The sequence below is a fragment of the Sphingopyxis selenitireducens genome (assembly GCF_051550705.1).
In the GTDB taxonomy this organism is placed as follows: Bacteria; Pseudomonadota; Alphaproteobacteria; order Sphingomonadales; family Sphingomonadaceae; genus Sphingopyxis.
This window is the reverse complement of the sequence record NZ_JBPULG010000002.1, coordinates 595,620-616,379: the sequence shown is the minus strand read 5'-3', so window position 1 is coordinate 616,379 and position 20,760 is coordinate 595,620. Positions and strand designations below refer to the sequence as shown.

At 63.4% G+C, this 20,760-nt stretch carries 20 protein-coding genes; 5 read left to right on the top strand and 15 right to left on the bottom strand.

Features of this window, described 5'->3' with window-relative positions; genetic code table 11:
* Positions 1-36 precede the first annotated feature (36 nt).
* The 10 genes from ACSYDV_RS08750 to ACSYDV_RS08705 all read right to left on the bottom strand — a co-directional run bounded on the left by ACSYDV_RS08750 (position 37) and on the right by ACSYDV_RS08705 (position 10,478).
* Positions 37-2,043, bottom strand: coding sequence for an ATP-binding protein (locus ACSYDV_RS08750; RefSeq protein ID WP_438323411.1), 2,007 nt, complete (start codon positions 2,041-2,043; stop codon positions 37-39).
* Positions 2,044-2,047: 4 nt separating this feature from the next.
* Positions 2,048-2,440: a lysozyme inhibitor LprI family protein gene (locus tag ACSYDV_RS08745; RefSeq protein WP_438323410.1), complete on the bottom strand. Its 393-nt coding sequence runs from the start codon at positions 2,438-2,440 to the stop codon at positions 2,048-2,050.
* Positions 2,437-2,688, bottom strand: a complete 252-nt coding sequence (locus tag ACSYDV_RS08740; RefSeq protein WP_438323409.1) for a hypothetical protein — start codon at positions 2,686-2,688, stop codon at positions 2,437-2,439. The genes ACSYDV_RS08745 and ACSYDV_RS08740 overlap by 4 nt, the downstream gene beginning before the upstream one ends.
* Positions 2,685-3,704, bottom strand: a complete 1,020-nt coding sequence (gene bioB / locus ACSYDV_RS08735; RefSeq protein ID WP_438323408.1) for a biotin synthase BioB — start codon at positions 3,702-3,704, stop codon at positions 2,685-2,687. Before bioB ends, ACSYDV_RS08740 begins: the two co-directional genes overlap by 4 nt.
* A complete protein-coding gene (locus tag ACSYDV_RS08730) occupies positions 3,701-4,978 on the bottom strand; it encodes an O-acetylhomoserine aminocarboxypropyltransferase (protein ID WP_438323407.1) in 1,278 nt (425 codons plus the stop codon). Before ACSYDV_RS08730 ends, bioB begins: the two co-directional genes overlap by 4 nt.
* Before the next feature lie 30 nt (positions 4,979-5,008).
* Positions 5,009-7,162, bottom strand: coding sequence for a methylmalonyl-CoA mutase (gene scpA, locus ACSYDV_RS08725; protein WP_438323406.1), 2,154 nt, complete (start codon positions 7,160-7,162; stop codon positions 5,009-5,011).
* Between the two features lie 178 nt (positions 7,163-7,340).
* Positions 7,341-7,781, bottom strand: a complete 441-nt coding sequence (gene mce / locus ACSYDV_RS08720; protein WP_438323405.1) for a methylmalonyl-CoA epimerase — start codon at positions 7,779-7,781, stop codon at positions 7,341-7,343.
* A 10-nt stretch (positions 7,782-7,791) separates the two neighbouring features.
* Positions 7,792-8,541, bottom strand: coding sequence for a hypothetical protein (locus ACSYDV_RS08715; protein WP_438323404.1), 750 nt, complete (start codon positions 8,539-8,541; stop codon positions 7,792-7,794).
* A 134-nt stretch (positions 8,542-8,675) separates the two neighbouring features.
* Positions 8,676-8,945, bottom strand: coding sequence for a hypothetical protein (locus tag ACSYDV_RS08710; protein WP_438323403.1), 270 nt, complete (start codon positions 8,943-8,945; stop codon positions 8,676-8,678).
* Positions 8,946-10,478, bottom strand: a complete 1,533-nt coding sequence (locus tag ACSYDV_RS08705; RefSeq protein ID WP_438323402.1) for an acyl-CoA carboxylase subunit beta — start codon at positions 10,476-10,478, stop codon at positions 8,946-8,948. It abuts the gene before it with no gap.
* A gap of 124 nt (positions 10,479-10,602) precedes the next feature.
* Between ACSYDV_RS08705 and ACSYDV_RS08700 the strand changes: the two genes are divergently transcribed.
* Positions 10,603-12,012: a helix-turn-helix domain-containing protein gene (locus ACSYDV_RS08700; protein ID WP_438323401.1), complete on the top strand. Its 1,410-nt coding sequence runs from the start codon at positions 10,603-10,605 to the stop codon at positions 12,010-12,012.
* On the opposite strand, the gene ACSYDV_RS08695 is transcribed toward ACSYDV_RS08700, so the two are convergent.
* Positions 12,009-12,905 carry a LysR family transcriptional regulator gene (locus ACSYDV_RS08695; RefSeq protein ID WP_438323400.1) on the bottom strand — a complete coding sequence of 299 codons (897 nt, stop codon included), beginning with the start codon at positions 12,903-12,905 and terminating at the stop codon, positions 12,009-12,011. The two genes, ACSYDV_RS08700 and ACSYDV_RS08695, sit on opposite strands and share 4 nt — an antisense overlap.
* A 110-nt stretch (positions 12,906-13,015) precedes the next feature.
* Between ACSYDV_RS08695 and ACSYDV_RS08690 the strand changes: the two genes are divergently transcribed.
* Complete coding sequence (locus tag ACSYDV_RS08690; protein ID WP_438323399.1) at positions 13,016-13,801, top strand: SDR family NAD(P)-dependent oxidoreductase; 786 nt, start codon at positions 13,016-13,018, stop codon at positions 13,799-13,801.
* Here the strand turns inward: ACSYDV_RS08690 and ACSYDV_RS08685 are convergent.
* The 4 genes from ACSYDV_RS08685 to pgi form a co-directional block, all read right to left on the bottom strand.
* Positions 13,720-14,853 (bottom strand): NAD-dependent epimerase/dehydratase family protein, encoded by a 1,134-nt coding sequence (locus ACSYDV_RS08685; RefSeq protein WP_438323398.1) that lies wholly within the window; start codon positions 14,851-14,853, stop codon positions 13,720-13,722. The two genes, ACSYDV_RS08690 and ACSYDV_RS08685, sit on opposite strands and share 82 nt — an antisense overlap.
* 67 nt (positions 14,854-14,920) lie before the next feature.
* Positions 14,921-15,178: a helix-hairpin-helix domain-containing protein gene (locus tag ACSYDV_RS08680; RefSeq protein WP_438323397.1), complete on the bottom strand. Its 258-nt coding sequence runs from the start codon at positions 15,176-15,178 to the stop codon at positions 14,921-14,923.
* Complete coding sequence (gene gor, locus ACSYDV_RS08675; RefSeq protein WP_438323396.1) at positions 15,175-16,521, bottom strand: glutathione-disulfide reductase; 1,347 nt, start codon at positions 16,519-16,521, stop codon at positions 15,175-15,177. Before gor ends, ACSYDV_RS08680 begins: the two co-directional genes overlap by 4 nt.
* Before the next feature lie 109 nt (positions 16,522-16,630).
* The gene (gene pgi, locus ACSYDV_RS08670; protein ID WP_438323395.1) at positions 16,631-18,136 is read right to left on the bottom strand and encodes a glucose-6-phosphate isomerase; all 1,506 of its coding nucleotides are present in this window, start codon (positions 18,134-18,136) and stop codon (positions 16,631-16,633) included.
* A gap of 142 nt (positions 18,137-18,278) precedes the next feature.
* On the opposite strand from pgi, the gene lepB reads away from it, so the two are divergent.
* Genes lepB through era form a run of 3 tightly spaced genes read left to right on the top strand, consistent with a single transcriptional unit; the run spans position 18,279 to position 20,739 of the window.
* Complete coding sequence (gene lepB, locus ACSYDV_RS08665; RefSeq protein WP_438323394.1) at positions 18,279-19,172, top strand: signal peptidase I; 894 nt, start codon at positions 18,279-18,281, stop codon at positions 19,170-19,172.
* On the top strand, positions 19,169-19,849 hold the full coding sequence (rnc, locus tag ACSYDV_RS08660; RefSeq protein WP_438323393.1) for a ribonuclease III: 681 nt from the start codon (positions 19,169-19,171) through the stop codon (positions 19,847-19,849). Before lepB ends, rnc begins: the two co-directional genes overlap by 4 nt.
* The gene (gene era, locus ACSYDV_RS08655) at positions 19,846-20,739 is read left to right on the top strand and encodes a GTPase Era (protein WP_438323392.1); all 894 of its coding nucleotides are present in this window, start codon (positions 19,846-19,848) and stop codon (positions 20,737-20,739) included. Before rnc ends, era begins: the two co-directional genes overlap by 4 nt.
* Positions 20,740-20,760 lie beyond the last annotated feature (21 nt).

The window sequence follows — 20,760 nt, the reverse complement described above, 5'->3', positions numbered from 1 at the left end:
TGTGCCAACGGTCACCCGTTAGCAGCAAGCGAACGCCTATTCCATCTCCAGAATGACAGCATCGACGGCAAGGCTGTCGCCCTGCGCGGCGTTGACGGTTTTTACCACGCCGGTTTTTTCGGCGCGAAGGATATTTTCCATCTTCATCGCCTCGACCGTCGCGAGCGGCTGGCCTGCTTCGACCTTGTCCCCTTCGCCGACGTGCAGCGCGACGAGCAGACCGGGCATCGGACAGATCAGGAAGCGCGACAGATCCGGCGGAATCTTCTCGATCATATGCGCCGACAGCGGCGCGACATGCCAGGGCAGAACCTGAACAGTGTGGATGCGCCCGCGCGCCGTCATCCGCCAGCCGCTGCGCGTCTTCGCGACCTTGACCGCCAGTTCGCTGCCGTCGATGTCGGCAACCACCAACCGGTCGCCCGGCGTATATTCGAGCGCGATATCGACCTTGTCGCCATCGACCTTGATGTGCTTGTGGCCAACCTTGACCTTGTGCGCCGCCCCGCCGACGCTGACCTGCCACTTGGCAGGCGGTTCGAGCCGGTCGCCGAGCTGGCCGTCGACGCGGCGGGCGCGATCGGCCTCGGCGCTCGCCATAAAGCCTGCGATCGCGGCGAGCGCGCGGACGACATCCTCTTCAACTTCCGCGCCAGAGAAGCCCTCGGGATATTCCTCGGCAATGAAGCCGGTCGTCAGTTCGCCAGCGCGAAAACGCGGATGCTGCATGATCGCCGACAGGAAATCGATATTGTGACCAAGCCCTTCGAGCTCGAAACGGTCGAGCGCCGCGACTTGCAAATCGGCGGCTTCGTCGCGCGTCTTGCCCCAGGTGATCAGCTTGGCAATCATCGGATCATAGAAGATCGACACTTCGCCGCCCTCTTCGACACCTGCGTCGACGCGCACGCCATCCTCGCCGCGCTCGTCGCCCGCCCATGCGGGAACGGGGGTGCGATAGCGCACGAGGCGCCCGGTCGATGGCAGGAAGCCGCGATAGGGATCCTCGGCATAGACGCGGTTCTCGATCGCCCAGCCGTCGATCTTGATGTCGTCCTGCGTCATCTCGAGCTTTTCGCCCGCGGCGACGCGGATCATCTGTTCGACGAGATCGATGCCGGTGATCGCCTCGGTCACCGGATGCTCGACCTGAAGCCGCGTGTTCATTTCGAGGAAATAGAAGCTCTCGCCCGTCGGATCGGCACCCGACACGATCAGCTCGACGGTGCCCGCGCTGTAATAGCCGACGGCGCGCGCGAGTGCGACGCACTGTTCGCCCATCGCTTTCCGCATCTTTTCGGTCACGAACGGCGACGGCGCTTCCTCGACCACCTTCTGATGGCGACGCTGAATGCTGCACTCGCGCTCGTTCAGATAGAGGATGTTGCCGTGCTGATCGCCGAGGATCTGGATTTCGATGTGGCGCGGGTTGAGGATGAATTTCTCGATGAACACGCGGTCGTCGCCGAAGCTGTTGAGACCTTCGCGCTTCGTCGCCTCGAAACCCTCGCGGACGTCCTTTTCGTCATAGGCAAGGCGCATGCCCTTGCCGCCGCCGCCTGCGGACGCCTTCATCATCACCGGATAGCCGATCTCGTTCGAAATACGCACGGCATGTTCGGTATCGTCGATCTCGCCCACGAAGCCGGGAACGACGTTCACGCCCGCTTCCATCGCGAGCTTCTTCGATTCAATCTTGTCGCCCATCGCCGCGATCGCGTTCACCGGCGGGCCGACGAAGGCGATGCCTTCCTTGGCCAGCGCTTCGGCGAAGCTCGTGCGTTCGGACAGGAAGCCATAGCCCGGATGCACCGCGTCGGCTCCGGTTGCCTTGCACGCGGCGATGATCTTGTCGGCGATCAGATAGGATTCGGACGCGGGCGACGCGCCGATATGTACCGCCTCGTCGGCCATCTGGACGAAGGGCGCGCGCGCATCGGCGTCCGAATAGACAGCGACGGTCGATATGCCCATGCGGCGCGCGGTCTTGATGACGCGGCAGGCGATTTCACCGCGGTTGGCGATCAGGATTTTCTTGAACATCGTCTCAATATTCCTCGATGAGGGCTTTTAAATCTTTGGTGCGTTGTTCGGTGAGCGTCGCCATGCAGCCGCTGATCACCATCGGTTCGGCCGAACCCCCGCGCATTGTGTACCCCTCGCTGGCGCAATGCTTGTCGCGATAGGTCAGCCAGGCGCGCTGCGCGGCGAGAAGCGTGTCGAAATAGCCGGGGCGATTGTCGGAACTGCGGTCGAGCTTGCGATCGCGCACCTTCATTGCCGCAGCCGTCAGCTTCCACTGTGCGTTGAGCGCCGCGTCTTTGCGTTCATATTCCTGATAGGCGCAGGCGTTCAGCTCAAACTGAGCCATCGCATTGTCGCAATCTACCGCGGGCTCGGCCGCCATCGCGGACAAGAGGAGCAAAGGTGCGATGATCATTCGGTCGTTTCCTTCGGTGCCGGTTCAATGGCAGGTTTGCGATACAGGCGGCTGATCTGCCGCGCCCAATAGAGGATCAGCGCAAGCGCACCGATCCAAAGCAGATTTTCGACCCACAGCGGGCCGCCCGCACCCGGCGCCCTGCCCAGCCGCACGCCCTGCATATCGCCCGCCACAACGCCGAGCGCGCAGGAGGCGGGAAGCAGGAGCAGCGACATCAGCACAGCAAGGAGCGGCTTGCGGGTCACTCGGCCGCAACCTCCATCTCTGCGTCCCGGCGCATCGGCTCTTCGCTCTCCATCGGCTTGAGGCCGAGCTTCGCGAACAGCGCCGCATCCTTGCTGTCACCGGCATTGGCGGTGGTGAGCAGCTTGTCGCCGGTGAAGATGCTGTTCGCGCCCGCCATGAAGCAAAGCGCCTGCGTTGCGTCCGACATGCTCTCGCGGCCCGCCGACAGGCGGATCATGCTCATAGGCATGGTAACGCGCGCGACGGCGACGGTGCGGACGAATTCGATGTCGTCGATCGCCGCGAGCGGCGTGCCCGCCAGCATGTCCCCGAGCACGGTGCCCTTCACCGGGACCAGCGCGTTGATAGGAACGCTGCCCGGATGTTCGGGCAGGGTCGCAAGCGCGTGGATGAAGCCGACGCGGTCGGCGCGGTTCTCGCCCATGCCAAGGATGCCGCCGCTGCACACGTTGATGCCCGCGCTGCGCACTTCTTCCAGCGTGTCGAGGCGTTCCTGAAAGGTCCGCGTCGTGATGACATTGCCGTAATTTTCGGGGCTCGTGTCGATATTATGGTTATAGTAATCGAGGCCCGCGACCGCGAGCGTCTGTGCCTGTTCCTTGCTGAGCATCCCCAGCGTCATGCAGGTTTCCATGCCCATCTGACGCACGCCCTCGATCATCTCGACGATCGCGGGCATGTCGCGTTCCTTGGGGTTGCGCCATGCGGCGCCCATGCAGAAGCGCTGCGACCCCGAATCCTTCGCCTGCGCCGCCGCTTGGAGCACCGCGCGGACGTCCATCAGCTTGGTCGCCTTCAGCCCGCTGTCGGCGCTCTTGGACTGCGAGCAATAGCCGCAATCCTCGACGCAGCCGCCGGTCTTGATCGACAGGAGCGTGCAAAGCTGCACCTCGCCGCGCGAATGATGGCGGCGGTGGACGCCCTGCGCCTCCCACATCAGCTCGTCGAACGGCAGATCGAACAGTGCGGCGATTTCCTCGCGCGTCCAGTCGGTACGGGTCATGTCTTCGGTCATGCGATTTTCTCCAGCGCCTGTGCGAGGTCGGCGATGATGTCTTCGATATTTTCGATCCCCACCGACACGCGCACCACGTCGGGGCCGGCGCCGGCCTGCACCAGTTCGTCTTCGGACAACTGGCTGTGGGTGGTCGATGCGGGATGGATGATCAGCGAGCGGGTGTCGCCGAGGTTGGCGAGATGGCTGAACAGTTCGACCGACGACACGAGCTTGACCCCCGCGTCATATCCGCCCTTCAGGCCAAAGGTGAACACCGATCCGCCACGTCCGCCCAGATATTTTTGGGCGAGTTCGTGGTACGGGCTGTCGGGGAGGCCCGCATAGGAAACCCAGCTGATCTTCGGATGCGCCTTCAGCCATTTCGCGAGTTCGACCGCATTACTGCAATGCCGGTCCATCCGCAGTGCCAGCGTTTCCATGCCGGTGAGCGCGAGAAAGGCGTTCATCGGCGCGAGCGCCGGGCCGAGGTCGCGCAGGCCAAGCGTGCGGGCCGCGAGAATGAAGGCGAGATTGCCGAACGCCTCGGTGAATTTCAGCCCGTGATAAGAGGCATTGGGTTCGCTGAGCGTCGGATATTTGCCGCCCTTCGCCCAGTCGAAGCTGCCCGCATCGACGATCACGCCGCCGATGGCATTGCCGTGACCGTTCAGGAATTTGGTCGTCGAATGGACGACGATATCGGCGCCATGCTCGATCGGGCGGCACAGCATCGGCGACGCCATCGTATTGTCGACGATCAGCGGCACGCCGGCATCATGCGCGACCTTGGCGATCGCCTCGATATCCTGGACGACGCCGCCGGGATTGGCGAGGCTTTCGATGAACACCGCGCGGGTCTTGTCATTGATCGCGGCGGCGACATTGCCCGCATCGTCGGCGTCGACGAAATTTGTGTTCCACGCCATTTTGCGGAAGCTGTGCCCAAGCTGGTTGAGCGAGCCGCCATAAAGCTTCTTCGCCGCGACGATTTCGCAGCCCGGTTCCATCAGCGTGTGGAATGCGAGGAACTGTGCGGCGTGACCCGACGCGACAGCGAGCGCCGCCTGACCGCCTTCGAGCGCCGCAATCTTGCCTTCGAGCGCGCCGTTGGTCGGGTTCATGATCCGGGTGTAGATATTCCCGAATTCCTGAAGGTTGAACAGGCGCGAGGCATGTTCGACATCGTCGAAGACATAGGATGCGGTCTGATAGATGGGCGTGATCCGCGCCTTGGTCGTCGGGTCGGGCGCGGTTCCGGCATGGACCGCCAGTGTTTCGGGTTTGTGGGTCACGGCTTCGACATCTCCATCACAGGATAAGGTTCAGGCGGCCTGATCCGCATCAAGCGGCGGCATATTATGCCCAAGCAGCCTCAGCACGTCGGCGGCACATTCGACGACATTGCTGCCGGGTCCATAGATGCCCTGCACCCCGGCGTCGCGCAGATATTGATAGTCCTGCGGCGGAATCACCCCGCCCGCGATGACCTTGATATCGCTACGTCCCGCTTCCTTGAGCTTGCCGATCAGTTCAGGAATCAGCGTCTTGTGCCCCGCGGCAAGGCTGGACGCGCCGACGACATCGACGCCGCTGTCGAGCGCGAGGACGACGGTTTCATCGGGTGTCTGGAACAAAGGCCCCGATACGACGTCGAAACCCATGTCGCCGAACGCCGAGGCGATGACGTTCGCGCCGCGATCATGACCGTCCTGCCCCATTTTCGCGACGAGCAATTTGGGTTTGCGGCCCATGCGGCGTTCGACCGCCTTTACGCCGTCGAGCACCTGCTGCCAGCGGGCGTCACCTTCATAGGGCGCCGCATAGACCCCCTTCACCGGGGTCGGCTGGGTGCCGTAGCGATCGAAGCTTTCTTCCATCGCCGAGCTGATTTCGCCGAGTGTCGCGCGGGCACGCGCTGCCTCCACCGCGAGTGCGAGAAGGTTGTTCTCGATCGACTGCTCGCCCGCCGCTCCATCGCGGAGCGCCTGAAGCGCCGCCTGACAAGCCGCTTCATCGCGGTTCGCCTTGGTCTTGTTGATGCGTGCGACCTGCGCCTCGCGCACCTTCGTATTGTCGACCTCAAGCGTTTCGAGCAGATCTTCGTCCTTCAGGCGATATTTGTTGACCCCGACGATCACATCGTCGCCGCGATCGACCCGCGCCTGCCGGGCGGCGGCGGCGGTTTCGATCATCGCCTTGGGCCAGCCTGCCGCAACGGCCTTTGCCATCCCGCCTTCGGACTGGACGCGGTCGATGATCTCCTGCGCCGCGTCGACGAGTTGCTGGGTCAGCGCCTCGACATAATAGCTGCCGCCCAGGGGATCGACCACCTTGGTCATCCCGGTTTCTTCCTGGATGACGATCTGGGTGTTGCGCGCGATACGCGCCGAAAAATCGGTCGGCAACGCGATCGCTTCGTCGAGCGCGTTGGTGTGGAGCGACTGGGTGCCGCCCAGCATCGCCGCCATCGCCTCGATCGTCGTGCGCATCACATTGTTGTACGGGTCCTGCTCGGTGAGCGACACGCCGCTGGTCTGGCAGTGCGTGCGCAGCATCTTCGAGCGCTCGTCTTGCGCGCCCAGCGTCGTCATCGCCCGGTGCCACAGCACGCGCGCCGCGCGCAGCTTGGCGATTTCCATGAAGAAATTCATGCCGATCGCGAAAAAGAAGCTCAGCCGCCCGGCGAATTTGTCAATGTCGAGCCCCGACGCCACGCCATATTTCACATATTCCATGCCGTCGGCGATAGTGAAGGCCAGCTCCTGCACCTGCGTCGCGCCGGCTTCCTGCATATGATAGCCGCTGATCGAGATGCTGTTGAACTTCGGCATCTCGCGCGACGTATAGCCGAAGATATCGCTGATGATCCGCATGCTCGGCTCGGGCGGGTAGATGTACGTATTGCGGACCATGAACTCCTTGAGGATGTCGTTCTGGATGGTTCCGTCGAGCAATTTGCGATCGACGCCCTGCTCTTCACCCGCGACGATGAAGAAGGCGAGGATCGGGATCACCGCGCCGTTCATCGTCATCGACACCGACATCTGATCGAGCGGAATGCCGTCGAACAGGATCTTCATATCCTCGACGCTGTCGATCGCGACGCCCGCCTTGCCGACGTCGCCGACGACGCGCGGATGGTCGCTGTCATAGCCGCGATGGGTCGCGAGATCGAAGGCGACCGACAGGCCTTTCTGGCCCGCGGCAAGGTTACGGCGATAGAAGGCGTTCGATTCCTCGGCGGTCGAAAAACCGGCATATTGCCGGATCGTCCACGGCCGCCCCGCATACATCGACGCGCGCACACCGCGCGTGAAGGGCGCGAAACCGGGAAGGCCCGGATCGACCGAGACGTCTTCCGCCGTGTAGAGCGGCTTGACGTCGATCCCCTCGGGCGTGTGCCAGGTGAGGTCCTTGCCCTTGACTTCCTTGGTCGCGGCGGCGGCCCATTGGTCGATGGTCGGTTTGTCGGTCATATTGCAATCCCTCCCTCTCCCACCGGGAGAGGATATGAAGGCTTGGCGGCTTTGCCGCCTAGCCGGAGTTGGTGAGGGCAGCGCCCTCTCGATAGTTCCATCCCCTCACCCAGCTTCGCCTAGGTCCGTCGGACCAAGGCTGCGCAACCCTCTCCCGACGGGAGAGGGGGTAAGATTTTTAGTGGCCGCCCTGCGGCGTTTCCATAATTTCGGTCAGCACCCCGCCCATGTCGCGCGGGTGGACGAAGAAGATCAAAGTCCCGTGCGCCCCAATGCGCGGTTCGCCGAGGACGCGCTTGCCCAGCGCTTCGAACTCGGCCTTGGCGGCGTGGATATCGGGGACTTCGTAGCACATATGATGCTGCCCGCCCGCCGGGTTCTTCTCGAGAAAGCCCGCGATAGAGGTGTTGCCGGGCAGCGGCTCGACCAGCTCGATCTGCGTGCCGTTCAGCGCGCCGTCGGCGCCGGGCGTGTCGACGAAGCACACCTTCACGCCCTGTTCGGGCAGGTCGAACGGCTCGTGAATTCGGGTCGCCCCCATCACATCGCGATAAAAGACGATGCTGTCGGCGATCGACGGCGTCGCAACACCGATATGATTGAGACGACCCAGTTTCATCATTTTCTCCTCAGCAACCCGGAATCTGGTCTTTTCCGACCAGTTCATATTTGCCGTTCTTCAATATATATTGCTGCTTGAACGCCCGCGTTCCGGTGTAGGCGACGGTAAAATTCTTGTCGGGAACCGCAGCCGCGATCACGCCCTCATATTGCTCTTCCTTCTGGCCGATCCCGGCGCCCGAGCTCATCCCGTCGGTGAAGCCCGCGCGATCGACCGGGCCGTCCGGCGCAAGTTCGGTCAGCGTCGCCGTGCTGATCGCGCAGCCCTGCCACACGCCGCCGCCCGCCGTGACCAGATAGGCGTTCTTGCCGATCGCATCGCTGAAGGCCCAGCTCGTCGCGGCATTGCCGACCGTGCCGACCGCACCGAGGTTCAGCCATTCGCCCTTGCGTTGCCAGCCCGACGGGCCGCCCTGCAGATAATGGATCGCGTTGATCCCGCCGTCGCTGTGCCCCGCATCGTCAAGGCTGCCGAGGCTCAGCAGCACGCCGACATTGTTGGCCAGCAGATGGATCGCCGCGGGACGGAACTGATAGGTTCGCCCGTCAATCTCGCGCACCGCCGTTGCTTCGGCGCCCTTCGCAAGCCCGAAGGCGGTCCGGAACGCGGCTCCGATCGTTTCATTCTCTTCGCTGCCCAGCGTAACGGGAAAGGCTGGCCGAGGTTCGTCGATCGGGGTGTCGGGATCGAACGCCCATGCGGCGGGTGCCGCAGCCAGAAGCGGAAGGATCGACAGGGGGAGAAGAAGCTTACGCATTTTCAAACCTCATTGAAAAATCAAGACCATCGCGGCAGCGTAGCCGCTTCCTGCTCTTGCCTCTAGCCCGGCGTAGACGATGTGCCTCGGGTCACAATCGACGAGCTACCTACGAAAACATTGGTCCCTCGACTTCATATCGCTTTCACAATCCACCCAATTGTCACTGCGATTCCGCCCAAGACAAACAGCACGCCAAAAGCTGCAAAAAACCGAATGCCCCATCGAGCGAGAGAGAAGCCTAAGGGATTAGTCGCACGCTCAATTCTCGTGCCAAGGCCGTTGGCAATGAATCCGGCCTCATCCCATCTCTTGCCCATCGCCAAAGCCGTGCGCACCACCATCCAAACGCCAAACGTCCAAAAAACCGAAATAAACGCCCAGACCCACTCCATCTCGATCATCTACAGCGGGATATTGTCGTGCTTCTTCCAGGGATTCTCGATATTCTTGTTGCGCAGCTTGCGCAGGCCAAGCGCGATCCGCTTGCGCGTGTTGTGCGGGTGGATGACCTCGTCGATATAGCCGCGCGATGCCGCGACGAACGGGTTGGCGAAGCGGTCCTCATATTCCTTGGTACGCTCGGCAATCTTCGCGGGATCGCCGATATCGCTGCGGAAGATGATTTCCACCGCGCCCTTGGCGCCCATCACCGCGATTTCTGCAGTCGGCCAGGCATAGTTGAGGTCGCCGCGCAGATGCTTCGACGCCATCACGTCATAGGCGCCGCCATAGGCCTTGCGCGTGATCACCGTGATCTTGGGCACCGTCGCCTCGGCATAGGCGAACAGCAGCTTCGCGCCATGCTTGATGATGCCATTATATTCCTGCGCGGTGCCGGGCAGGAAGCCCGGAACATCGACGAAGGTGATGATCGGGATTTCGAACGCATCGCAGAAGCGCACAAAGCGCGCCGCCTTCTTTGACGAATTAATATCGAGCACACCCGCCAGCACCAGCGGCTGGTTCGCGACAATACCGATCGTGCGCCCCTCGATGCGGCCGAATCCGCAGATGATGTTCGCGGCATGCGCCGGCTGAACCTCGAAGAAATCGCCTTCATCGACGGTCTTCCGGATCAGCTCGTGCATGTCATAGGGCTGGTTCGCCGACGGCGGGATCAGCGTGTCGAGGCTCGGCTCGGCGCGGTCCCACGGATCGTTGGTCGGGCGCACCGGAACCCCGCTGCGGTTATTCTCGGGCAGATAGTCGAAGAAATCGCGTGCGGCGAGCAGCGCCTCGATGTCATTTTCAAACGCCAGATCGGCGACCGAGCTTTTGGTCGTGTGCGTGATCGCGCCGCCAAGCTCTTCCTGCGTGACGACCTCATTGGTCACCGTCTTCACCACGTCGGGGCCGGTGACGAACATGTAGCTGCTGTCCTTCACCATGAAGATGAAGTCGGTCATCGCGGGCGAGTAAACCGCGCCGCCGGCACAGGGGCCCATGATCAGACTGATCTGCGGCACGACGCCCGACGCCAGCACGTTGCGCTGGAACACTTCGGCATAGCCGCCGAGGCTTGCAACGCCCTCCTGAATACGCGCGCCGCCGCTGTCGTTGAGGCCGATGACCGGCGCTCCCACCTTCAGCGCATTGTCCATCACCTTCATGATCTTCTCGGCATGCCGTTCCGACAGCGAGCCGCCGAAAACGGTGAAATCCTGGCTGAAGACATAGACGAGGCGGCCGTTGATCGTGCCCGAACCGGTGACAACGCCGTCGCCGGGGACGATCTGATCCTGCATGCCGAAATCGGTGCAATTATGCTCGACATAGGTGTCGAGCTCTTCGAACGAGCCTTCGTCGAGCAGCACGTCGAGCCGCTCGCGCGCCGTCAGCTTGCCTTTGCTGTGCTGCGCGTCGATGCGCTTTTGCCCGCCACCCAGCGCGGCGGCTGCACGGCGGCGTTCCATTTCGGCGATATTGGCGGACACATGGCTCTCCATCAAATTCGGATCATTTCCCCTGCCCCCTTTGCGCATCTGGCGCAAATGTGAATTTGCAAAGTTGCAAAGTGATTGTTTGCAAACTACCCCCTTCCTTCGAGGAGTTCGCCGCATGTCACGCCAACGCATCTTCGCAGGAAGCCGGCTAAAGGCACTCCGCATCGACCGCGCCCTGAAGCAGGCCGAGTTCGCCGATACTCTTGGCATATCGACTTCCTATCTCAGCCAGATCGAGCATGACGACCGGCCGCTGACTCCGGCGCTGCTCGACCGGCTGCAACGCCTGTTCCCGCTGGAATGGGAAGAAGTCACCACCGACGCCGACGATCGCCGTCAGGGGGCGCTGCGCGAAGCCGCTGCCGACCCTTTGTTCGCCGCCGCGCCGCTGGCGCCCGAACAGCTTGAGCGCGCGGCGCTGCAACAGCCGCAGCTTGCCGACCAGTTTGTTGCGCTCCACGCCGCCTATCGCCGCGCAGGACAGCGGCTCCAGATCATCGACGAGGCGCTGACCGGCGGCACGGCCGAGGGTAGCCGCCTTCCGTGGGAAGAGGTGCGCGACTGGTTCCACGACGCGGGCAATTATGTCGACCGGCTCGATCGCGCCGCCGAGGCGCTGGCGGGTCAACTTCGCGGACGGGAGCATTCGCCCGCGATCGAGGCCATCGAACGACGGCTGCAAGGCGGCCTGGGCATTTCGATCGTCTATCGGCAAAATCAGGCGCTGCGCGACTATGACGCGACGATGCGCCATCTGGTGATCGATCCGTCACAGCCCGCCGAAACCCGCCGCTTTCAGTTAGCGCATCAACTCGCCGCGCTTGCCCTGACGCGCGAAATCGCAGCGGTGGTCGAAGCCTCGCCGCTGCGCACGGCGGCGGCGCGCCAATTGCTCCACGTGGGACTCGCCAACTATGCCGCTGGCGCGGTGCTGATGCCCTATACCCCCTTTCGCGCCAGCGCGCGCGCGGTGCGCCATGACATCGACCGGCTGCGGCTGGAATATGGGGTGAGTTTCGAACAGGCGTGTCACCGCCTTTCGACCCTTCAGCGCCCCGGCGCACGCGGCATTCCGATGTTCTTCTGCCGCGTCGACATGGCGGGCAATATCACCAAACGGCACAGCGCGACGCGGCTGCAATTCGCGCGCTTCGGCGGCGCCTGCCCCTTGTGGGTGGTGCATGAGGCCGCGGCGATCCCCGACCGCATCTTGTTCCAGCTCGCCGAGACGCCCGACGGGCTGCGCTATGTTTCGATGGCAAAGGGATTGGTGAAGCCGTCGGGCAGCTATGCGCGCAGCCCGCGCCGCTACGCCGTCGCGCTGGGATGCGAGGCCCAATATGCGGGCGAGTTCGTCTATGCCGACGGAGTCGATGTGAGCGCGCCGCAGGCTGCGACCCGGATCGGCCCGTCGTGCCGCATCTGTCCGCGCGACGATTGCGACCAGCGGGCATTCCCACCGAGCGACCGCCCGATCCTGGTCGATCCCGACCGGCGCGATGTCGTGCCATACCGGATCGGCTAACCCTCGATCACAAGCTCTTCGTCGAGAAAATCCAGAAAAGCGCGGATGCGCGCTGCCGCACGATCTTCGGGCGCGTAGAGCGCGTGAATATCCTCTCCGTCACCGGGATTATGATCGGGAAGCACCTCGACGAGGCGACCTGCCGCCAGATCCGCCGCGACGTGAAAACGCCCGTGCCGCGCAATCCCGCCGCCCGCAACCGCCATCAGGCGCACCACGTCCCCCGAATTGCCAAAGAAACTGCCGTGCACCGGCCGATAAACGATCTTTCCGTCGATACGAAACGGCCAGCTATCGACCGAACGACGAAAACTGAAGCGCAGGCAATCGTGCCCCTCCAGATCGTCGGGCGTCCTGGGCGTGCCACGGCGCGCAAGATAATCAGGGCTGGCAACGAGCATCATCCTGCTATGCCCCAGCTTCTTGGCGCGGAGCTGCGTGTCGCGTAGCGGGCCGATGCGGATCGCAATATCGGCGCGCTCTTCGACCAGATCGACGATGGCGTCCGACAGCGCGAGATCGATTGTGACGTCGGGATAGCGCGCGGTGAAGCGCGGCAGGATCGGCAAGAGCCCCATCGTTCCGATCGAGGGCGATGCATTGATGCGGAGCAGTCCGCGCGGTCCCTGTTGCGCGCTCCCGAGCCCGCTCTCGACACTCTCCAGTTCGGCGAGCAGCGCACTCATCCGGTCGCGATAAGCGATCCCTTCGGCGGTCAGCGCAAGCGAGCGCGTCGTCCGCCGCATCAGCGTCACGCCCAATCGCCCTTCAAGCCGGGCGATGCTCCGGCTCACGGCGGAAGGCGTCAGACGGAGCGCTTTCGCAGCGGCCGCGAAACTGCCGCCGTTCGCCACCGCCAGAAAGGTTTCGATATCGCCGAACCGATTGTCCATGGCCATTCCTGATTTTGAATCATGACTGAAATGATGAAGCGCATTCTAATCAACAATGATGCGCGGCGCTATCTTTGCTTCATCCAATCACACCAAGAAGGGTAATTCCCATGGACCTGAAGCTCAAAGGCAAGGCCGCCCTCGTCACCGGATCGACCGCCGGCATCGGCTTTGCGATCGCCAGGCGCCTCGCCGCGGAAGGCGTCGATGTCGTTATCACCGGACGCAGTCAGGAAAAGCTCGACGCTGCGACGGCCGAACTGGCCGAGGTCGGCACGGTTCGCGGCGTACTGGCCGATCCGGCCACTGCCGAAGGCGCCGAAGCGTTGATCGCGGCCGTTCCTGCGGTTGATATCCTCGTCAACAATCTCGGCATCTATGAAGCCAAGCCTTTTGCCGAGATCAGCGATGCCGACTGGCACCACATCTTCGAGGTCAATGTCGTCAGCGGTGCGCGGCTGTCGCGCCACTATTTCCCCAGGATGATCGAAAACAACTGGGGCCGCGTAATCTTCATCGCGAGCGAAAGCGGGCTTCTGCCGCCCGCCGAGATGATCCATTACGGCATGACCAAAACCGCCCAGCTGACCATTGCGCGCGGGCTTGCCGAGCAGACCAAGGGGACGGGCGTCACCGTCAACAGCGTGCTGCCGGGGCCGACGCGATCGGAAGGCATCGCCGATTTCATCCGCTCGGTCGTGTCGAACCCCGATGCGCCCGAGGTCGAACGCGAAAAGGCGTTCTTCGACGAGTTGCGCCCGCTGTCGCTGATCCGCCGCCTGATCGAGGCCGACGAGATTGGCGCGATGGTGACTTATCTGGCAAGTCCGCTCGCCGCAGTCACCAATGGCGCCGCGATCCGCGCCGAGGGCGGGATTATTCCGACGATTGCGTGAGCCTCCCCCCCCCTCACGCTTGCGGGAGGGGGCATCAGACCTTCACAACGCCCCCGCTCGATCAGGCTATGCGCCGTTGCCAGCAGCGCCTCTTCGGGCGGGCGCATCGTCCAGCCGAGCGTCTTCATCGCATGGCGGCTGTCACCGCCGCGAACATTGCCGAGTTCGGCGACGAGCTGTTTGAGTTCGGGACGCACGATCGCAAGCGCGCGCAATATCCAGTTCGGCATCTTCTTCGTCGGCACCTTGCGCGCCTGCGGCCCCAGATTGTCGCGCAAGATGTCGGCAACGTTGATCATCTTGAGAAACGGACCCGAACAGACATAGCGTTCGTCGCGGATACCCGGCGTGGTCAGCGCGCGATAATGGAGGTCGGCGACGTCGCGAACGTCGACGATGCCAAAGCCCACGTCGGGACACATTGGCACCTTGCCCTCAAGCAATTGCTTCACCACCTCGATCGAGGTCGACAGATCGTCGGACAGCAAGGGGCCGAACACCGCCGCCGGATTGACCGAGGCAAATTCCATGTCGCCGCCCTCGCCCGCCACCCAGTCGCGCGCGGCGCGCTCAGCGACGGTTTTCGAGCGGACATAGGGCATGACATTCGGATCATCGAGGTTGGTCCAGTCCGCCTCCGTGTTCATCCGCGCGCCTTTGCCATGGCCATAGGCAACCGCCGCCATCGACGAGGTAAGGACGAAACGCCGGATCCCCGCCGCGCGCGCGAAACGCAGCGCCCGCAACGCGCCCTCGCGCGCCGGTATCACCAGTTCGTCGGCATGTGCGGGGACGCTCATCGGAAAGGGTGAAGCGACATGCGCCACGTGAGAGCAATCCGCGATCGCCTCGGCCCAGCCGGCGTCATGTTCCAGATCGGCGGCAAAGAATTTGAGCCGGTCATTGTCCACCTTCAGCCAGCCCCGCACCTCGGGCTCGCGCGTCAGACTGCGCACCGTCGCGTGGACGGTCCAGCCATTGTCGATCAACTGCCGGATCAGAAAGCCCGCGATATAGCCGCTGCCTCCCGTAACCAATGCCGTGCCCGCCATGCGACGCCTCCTGCCGGTTTTCGGAGGTGCGGTTAGCAGGCGCCAGCCCCCTGCGAAAGCGGGACCGTCAGCCGCCCATCACTCCGGCTTTGGCGCCCGCGATTGCGCCTGCGATTGCAGCGCGCGACTGAGGGCTGTTGCGCCAGCAACTGGCGCCGAGGAGCAGGCTGACGCGCTTGCAGATATCGTCGGCGTCGCGCGTCGCGAGGTCAGTCAGCGAAGCGATGCCGATTTCTTCAAGCCGCGCGACGACAGTTGGACCAACGCCCTTCACCGCCAGCAATATCGCGCGCTCCTCTGGTGCAAAACCAGCCTGCACGGTCATTTCATCAGCACCAGTTCCTCGGCCATGCTCGGATGCAGCGCGACGGTGGCGTCGAAATCGGCCTTGGTCAGTCCGGCCTTCACCGCGACCGCAGCCGCCTGCAAAATCTCCGGCGCGTCGGGGCCGATCATGTGGAGCCCGACGACCTGATCGGTCGCGGCGTTGACGATCATCTTGTAAAGCGCGCGCTCGTTGCGGCCGGCGAGGACATTCTTCATCGCGCGAAAGTCGCTGGTATAGGTTCGGATCGACCCCAGCTTGTTGCGCGCCTCGGCCTCGGTCATGCCCACGGCGCCGATCGGCGGATGGCAGAACACCGCGCTCGGGACATTGGCATAATCGACAACAGTCGGCTTGCCGCCGAAAACGCTGTCGGCAAAGGCCTGCCCCTCGCGGATCGCCACCGGGGTCAGCTGAATACGGTTGGTGACGTCGCCCACGGCATAGATGCTCGGCACCGACGACTGGTTGGTTTCATCGACCTTGATCGCGCCTTGGTCGTCGAGTTCGACCCCGGCTTCCTCAAGCCCCAGACCCTTGACGTTCGGCACGCGCCCCGCCGCGACGAGCACCGCATCGGCCTCGATCGGGTCGCAGCCGCCCAGATGGACGGTCAGCGCCCCGTCCGCCTTCTTCTCGATCTTCTCGAACGGCGCGTTGAATTTGAACTCGATGCCCTTGGTCATCGAAATCTGGAGCAAACGGTCGCGGATCTGCTCGTCATAGCCGCGAAGGATGGTATCGCCGCGATTGACGATCGTCACTTTGCTGCCGAATTCGTTGAAAATACCGGCAAATTCATTGGCGATATAGCCGCCGCCCGCAATCACGATGCGCTTTGGCAGCTTCTCCAGATGGAACACCTCGTTCGAGGTGATCGCATGTTCGCTGCCCGGAAATTCGGGGACGAAGGGCCAGCCCCCGGTCGCGATCAAGATGCGTTCGGCGGTGAGTTCCTGCCCGTCCGCAAGTCGTACCTTCTGCGGGCCGACAACGGTCGCGCGCGTCTTGAACAGGGTGACCTTGTGATTGTCGAGCGTCTGGCCATACAGGCCCTCGAGCCGGGTGACTTCGGCCAGCACATTGTCGCGCAGCCGGTCCCAGTCGAATTTGCAATCGGGAACGTCCCAGCCGAAATGGCGCGCGTCTTTCAGATCCTCGGCAAAATGCGCACCATAAACGAGCAATTTCTTGGGAACGCAGCCACGGATGACGCAGGTGCCGCCGACGCGATGCTCCTCGGCCACCGCAACGCGCGCGCCGTGCGAAGCGGCGACGCGCGAGGCGCGGACCCCGCCCGACCCGGCGCCGATGACAAACAGGTCGAAGTCGAATTTGCTCATTAGGGGACCCCTGATTTTCCGATGGGACAGGTCTCGGATCGGACGCCTATGTGGTTACGCCTGCCCGTCTTGCCAATCGAAAATTGCGGTCAGTGTGACGAACGCGGCCTCACTCACCCAGCGCCGCCTGCATCAGCGCCTGCGTCGCCGGATCGAATTCGACCGTTCCTTCGGCCAGCCCCTTGGCCATTTCCTTGCCCAGCTCGACCCCGAACTGGTCGAACGGGTTGATGCCCAGCAGGACCGCGCCGGCGAAAACGCGATGCTCGTAAAAGGCGATCAGCGCCCCCAGGCTGCGCGGGGTCACCTGATCGAGCAGGATCGTCGTCGAGGGCCGATTGCCCGGATAGTTGCGCGCGCCATCCTTGCTCGCACGGCCCGTCATCAACGCCGCGCCTTGCGCGATGCAATTGGCGACGAGGGTTTCGTGATGCGCCTCGTCGAGCAGATGGTCGGGCTCGCGCGCGACGACGAACTCGATGGGGATCAGGTGCGTGCCCTGATGGAGCAGCTGGAATACCGCATGCTGGGCATCGGTGCCGACCCCGCCCCAGGTGATCGGCGCGCTGTGACGGCCAAGCGGCTGGCCGTCGAGCGTCACCGCCTTGCCGTTCGATTCCATCTCCAGCTGCTGCAGATAGTCGGGAAGCAGGCGCAGTCGCTCGTCATAGGCAAAGACGGCGCGCGTCTGACAGCCCAGCCGGTTGGCATAGATCTGGTCAACAAAGGCAGCGAGCAGGCAGACATTGTCGGCGCCGTCCGCAAGGCGGAAATGACGGTCCATCTCGGCCGCCCCCTCCAGCATGTCGGCGAATGCGTCCCAGCCGAGCGCGAGCGCCGCAGGAAAGCCGATCGACGACCAGAGCGAATAGCGCCCGCCGACGGTTTCGCTGAACGGCAGGATGCGCGTTTCGTCGACGCCCCATTCGATCGCGCGTTCGGGCATCGCGGTCAGCGCGATGACGCGACCGACCGGATCGTCGACCCCGCCCTCCTCCAGCCATTGCAGCGCCGACGCGGCGTTCAGCAGGGTTTCGGTGGTGGTAAAGGTTTTCGACGCGACCGCGACCAGCGTGTGCGCCGGGTCGAATTTGGCGAAAGCTTCGTCGAGCGCCGCGCCGTCGACATTGGACACGACGGCGACGTCGATGCGCGCGCCGTGACGGCCGAGCGCGTCGATGAGCAGGTCGGGGCCCAGTGCCGATCCGCCGATACCGATGTGGAGCAAATGCCGGATTTCGCCGAACGCCCCAGCCTCGATCGCATCGACCAGCATCCGCATCCGCTGGTGCAACATCTGCGCACGGTGGACGGACTCGGGGGCGCCGTCGCCGCGTTCGGCGCTATGCTCGGCGGCGCGATCCTCCGTCGGGTTGGCGACACCGCCCGAAAACAGCGTCTTGCGACGTCCTGTAAAGTCCTGTGCATCGGCAAGGCCCGACAGGATCGCGACCACCTCGCTGTCGAGGTGCGTCTTGGCGAAATCGAAGCGGATATCGGCGACGTTGCGGACCAGCATCTGAAGCCGCGCTTCGGGATCGGCCGTGACAAGCTCCGTCAGCGGCTGCGGCTGCCAGTCCGAAAGGGACTGCCATGCATGATCGGCTTTCATCATCAAATCGCTTCCCAAATTGTCCCGCCTGCGTCGAACGGGATCCGAATAAGGGCCATTTCATAGGCCCGCGGCGGTCCGCGCGCCAGTGTCGTCCGCCGATATTTGCTTGACGCGCAGACCTATTCATCGCCAATGCCCGGCCATGACCGACGCCAGCCTTGCCGCCACGACGCCGCCCGCATCCGGCCCTGTCCCCTCCGCTCCGAACCCGACACCGGTTTCGGCGAAGGAAGAGGCTGTCGATACCGCCCGCTTCCTTGTCTTGCTGGCGATCGCGGTACTGATTTTCCGCAGTTTCTTCCTGTCGCCCTTTAATATTCCGTCGGAATCGATGCAGCCGCGCCTGTTGATCGGCGACTATCTGCTCGTCAACAAAATGGCCTATGGCTATTCGAAGCACAGCCTGCCGTTCAGCGTTCCGCTGATCCCCGGCCGCATTTTCGCGCGCACGCCCGACCGCGGCGACGTCGTCGTGTTCAAAGCGCCGCCTGTTGCCGACAATGACTATATCAAGCGCGTCATCGGCGTCGGCGGCGACAGCGTACAGGTGAAGGACGGTATCGTCTGGCTGAACGGCGCACCGCTGAAGCGTGAAGCGATCGAGGATTTCGTAATCCCCGTAACGCAGAATATGATCGAAGCCTCGCAGATGACAGGCACCCTGCCCTGTTATTCGATGGAGTTCGAGGAAGTCAGCGCGAACGGCCAGCGCCAGTGCCGCTACAAACAGTTCCGCGAAACCATGCCGAGCGGCAAAAGCTATCCCATCCTCGACATCACAACAATCGCCGAGGACAACACCCCGCTCGTCGTCGTTCCCGAAGGCCATTTGTTCCTGATGGGCGACAACCGCGACCGCAGCGCCGACAGCCGCTTCCCGGCGGTCGAGGGCGGCGGCATCGGTATCGTTCCCGAGGAAAATCTGGTTGGTCACGCGTTGGTCGGCATGTTCTCGACCGACGGTTCGGCAAGCTGGTTCAACCCGATCAGCTGGTTCACTGCCGCGCGGTGGAGCCGCATCGGGGAAGGCTTTTGAGCGACCCGCTGAATGCCGGGGCGCTGGCCGAAATCATCGGCTGCACTCCGGATGATCTGGCGCTCTATGATCTGGCGCTGACCCACGGCAGCACCGGGCGCGCCGATTATCAACGGCTGGAGTTTCTGGGCGACCGCGTGCTCGGCCTTGTCATTGCGTCCGAACTTTACACGCGCTTTCCCCGGGCCAGCGAGGGCGAAATGTCGTCACGGCTGCACGTGCTGGCATCGGGCGCGACGTGTGCGGCGATCGCGCAGCGTCTCAATCTGACCGCGCTCGTCCGCTTCGGGGCGCAAGCGCGGAGCGACGGTGGGCGCTATAGCGACAATATCGCCGCCGACGCGATCGAGGCGCTGATCGGGGCGCTTTATCTCGATCGGGGCGCCGACGCCGCGCGCGCCTTCATCCTTGCCCATTGGGGCGATATGATCGACGGGCAGCAAGTGGCGCCAAAGCATCCGAAGGCGGCGCTTCAGGAATGGGCGCTGGCGCGCAAACGCCGCCCGCCCGAATATGAAATTGTCGCGCGCGAAGGGCCCGACCATTCGCCGCGTTTTCGCGTCGCGGTCACCATCGGCAAGCTTGCCCGCGCCGAAGCCGAAGGCACCAGTAAACAGGCGGCCGAAAAAGCCGCAGCAGCCGCACTTCTTGCGGAACTTGAAGGACAAAGTGAATGACCCACCGCTGTGGATTTGTCGCCGTTGTCGGCGCGCCCAATGCGGGCAAATCGACCATCGTCAACGCTCTCGTCGGCCAGAAGGTCGCGATCGTCAGCCCCAAGGCGCAGACGACGCGTACCCGGTTGATGGGCGTTGCGATGGAGGGCGAGACCCAGATCGTCCTGATCGACACCCCGGGCATTTTCGCCCCCACGCGCCGTCTCGACCGCGCGATGGTCGCCGCCGCGTGGAACAGCCTCGACCAGGCCGAAGCGATTTTGGTGATGATCGACGCCGCTGCAAAGCTCGGCGAGCGCGCCGAACGCGTGCTGCAGGGGATCGAGGGACGGCCCGAGAAGAAATTCCTCGTCCTCAACAAGGTCGACCTGACCCGCAAGGACAAGCTGCTGACGATCGCCACCCAGCTCAACGAGCGGGTGAAGTTCGACGAAACCTTCTTCATCTCGGCCAGCACCGGCGACGGCGTTCCCGGGCTCAAGGCAACGCTGGCAGCCCTGATGCCCGAAGGCCATTGGCACTTCCCGGAGGATGAGGTCAGCGACGCGCCTGAACGGATGCTCGCCGCCGAAATTACCCGCGAACAGCTTTACCGCCAGCTTCACGAGGAACTGCCGTACCAGTCGACCGTCGAGACCGAGAAGTTCACGACGCGCGCAGATGGCAGCGCCGAAATCCACCAGCAAATCCTCGTCGCGCGCGACAATCAGCGCGCGATTATCCTTGGGCACAAGGGAGAGCGGATCAAGGAAATCGGCAGCAAGTCGCGCGCCGAACTGGCCGAACTGCTCGGCCGCAAGGTCCATTTGTTCCTGCATGTGAAGGTCAAGGCAAACTGGGACGAAGATCGCGGCGTCTATCGCGACATGGGTCTTGATTGGGTCGATTGAATCAAAAACGGGGGGCTGGAA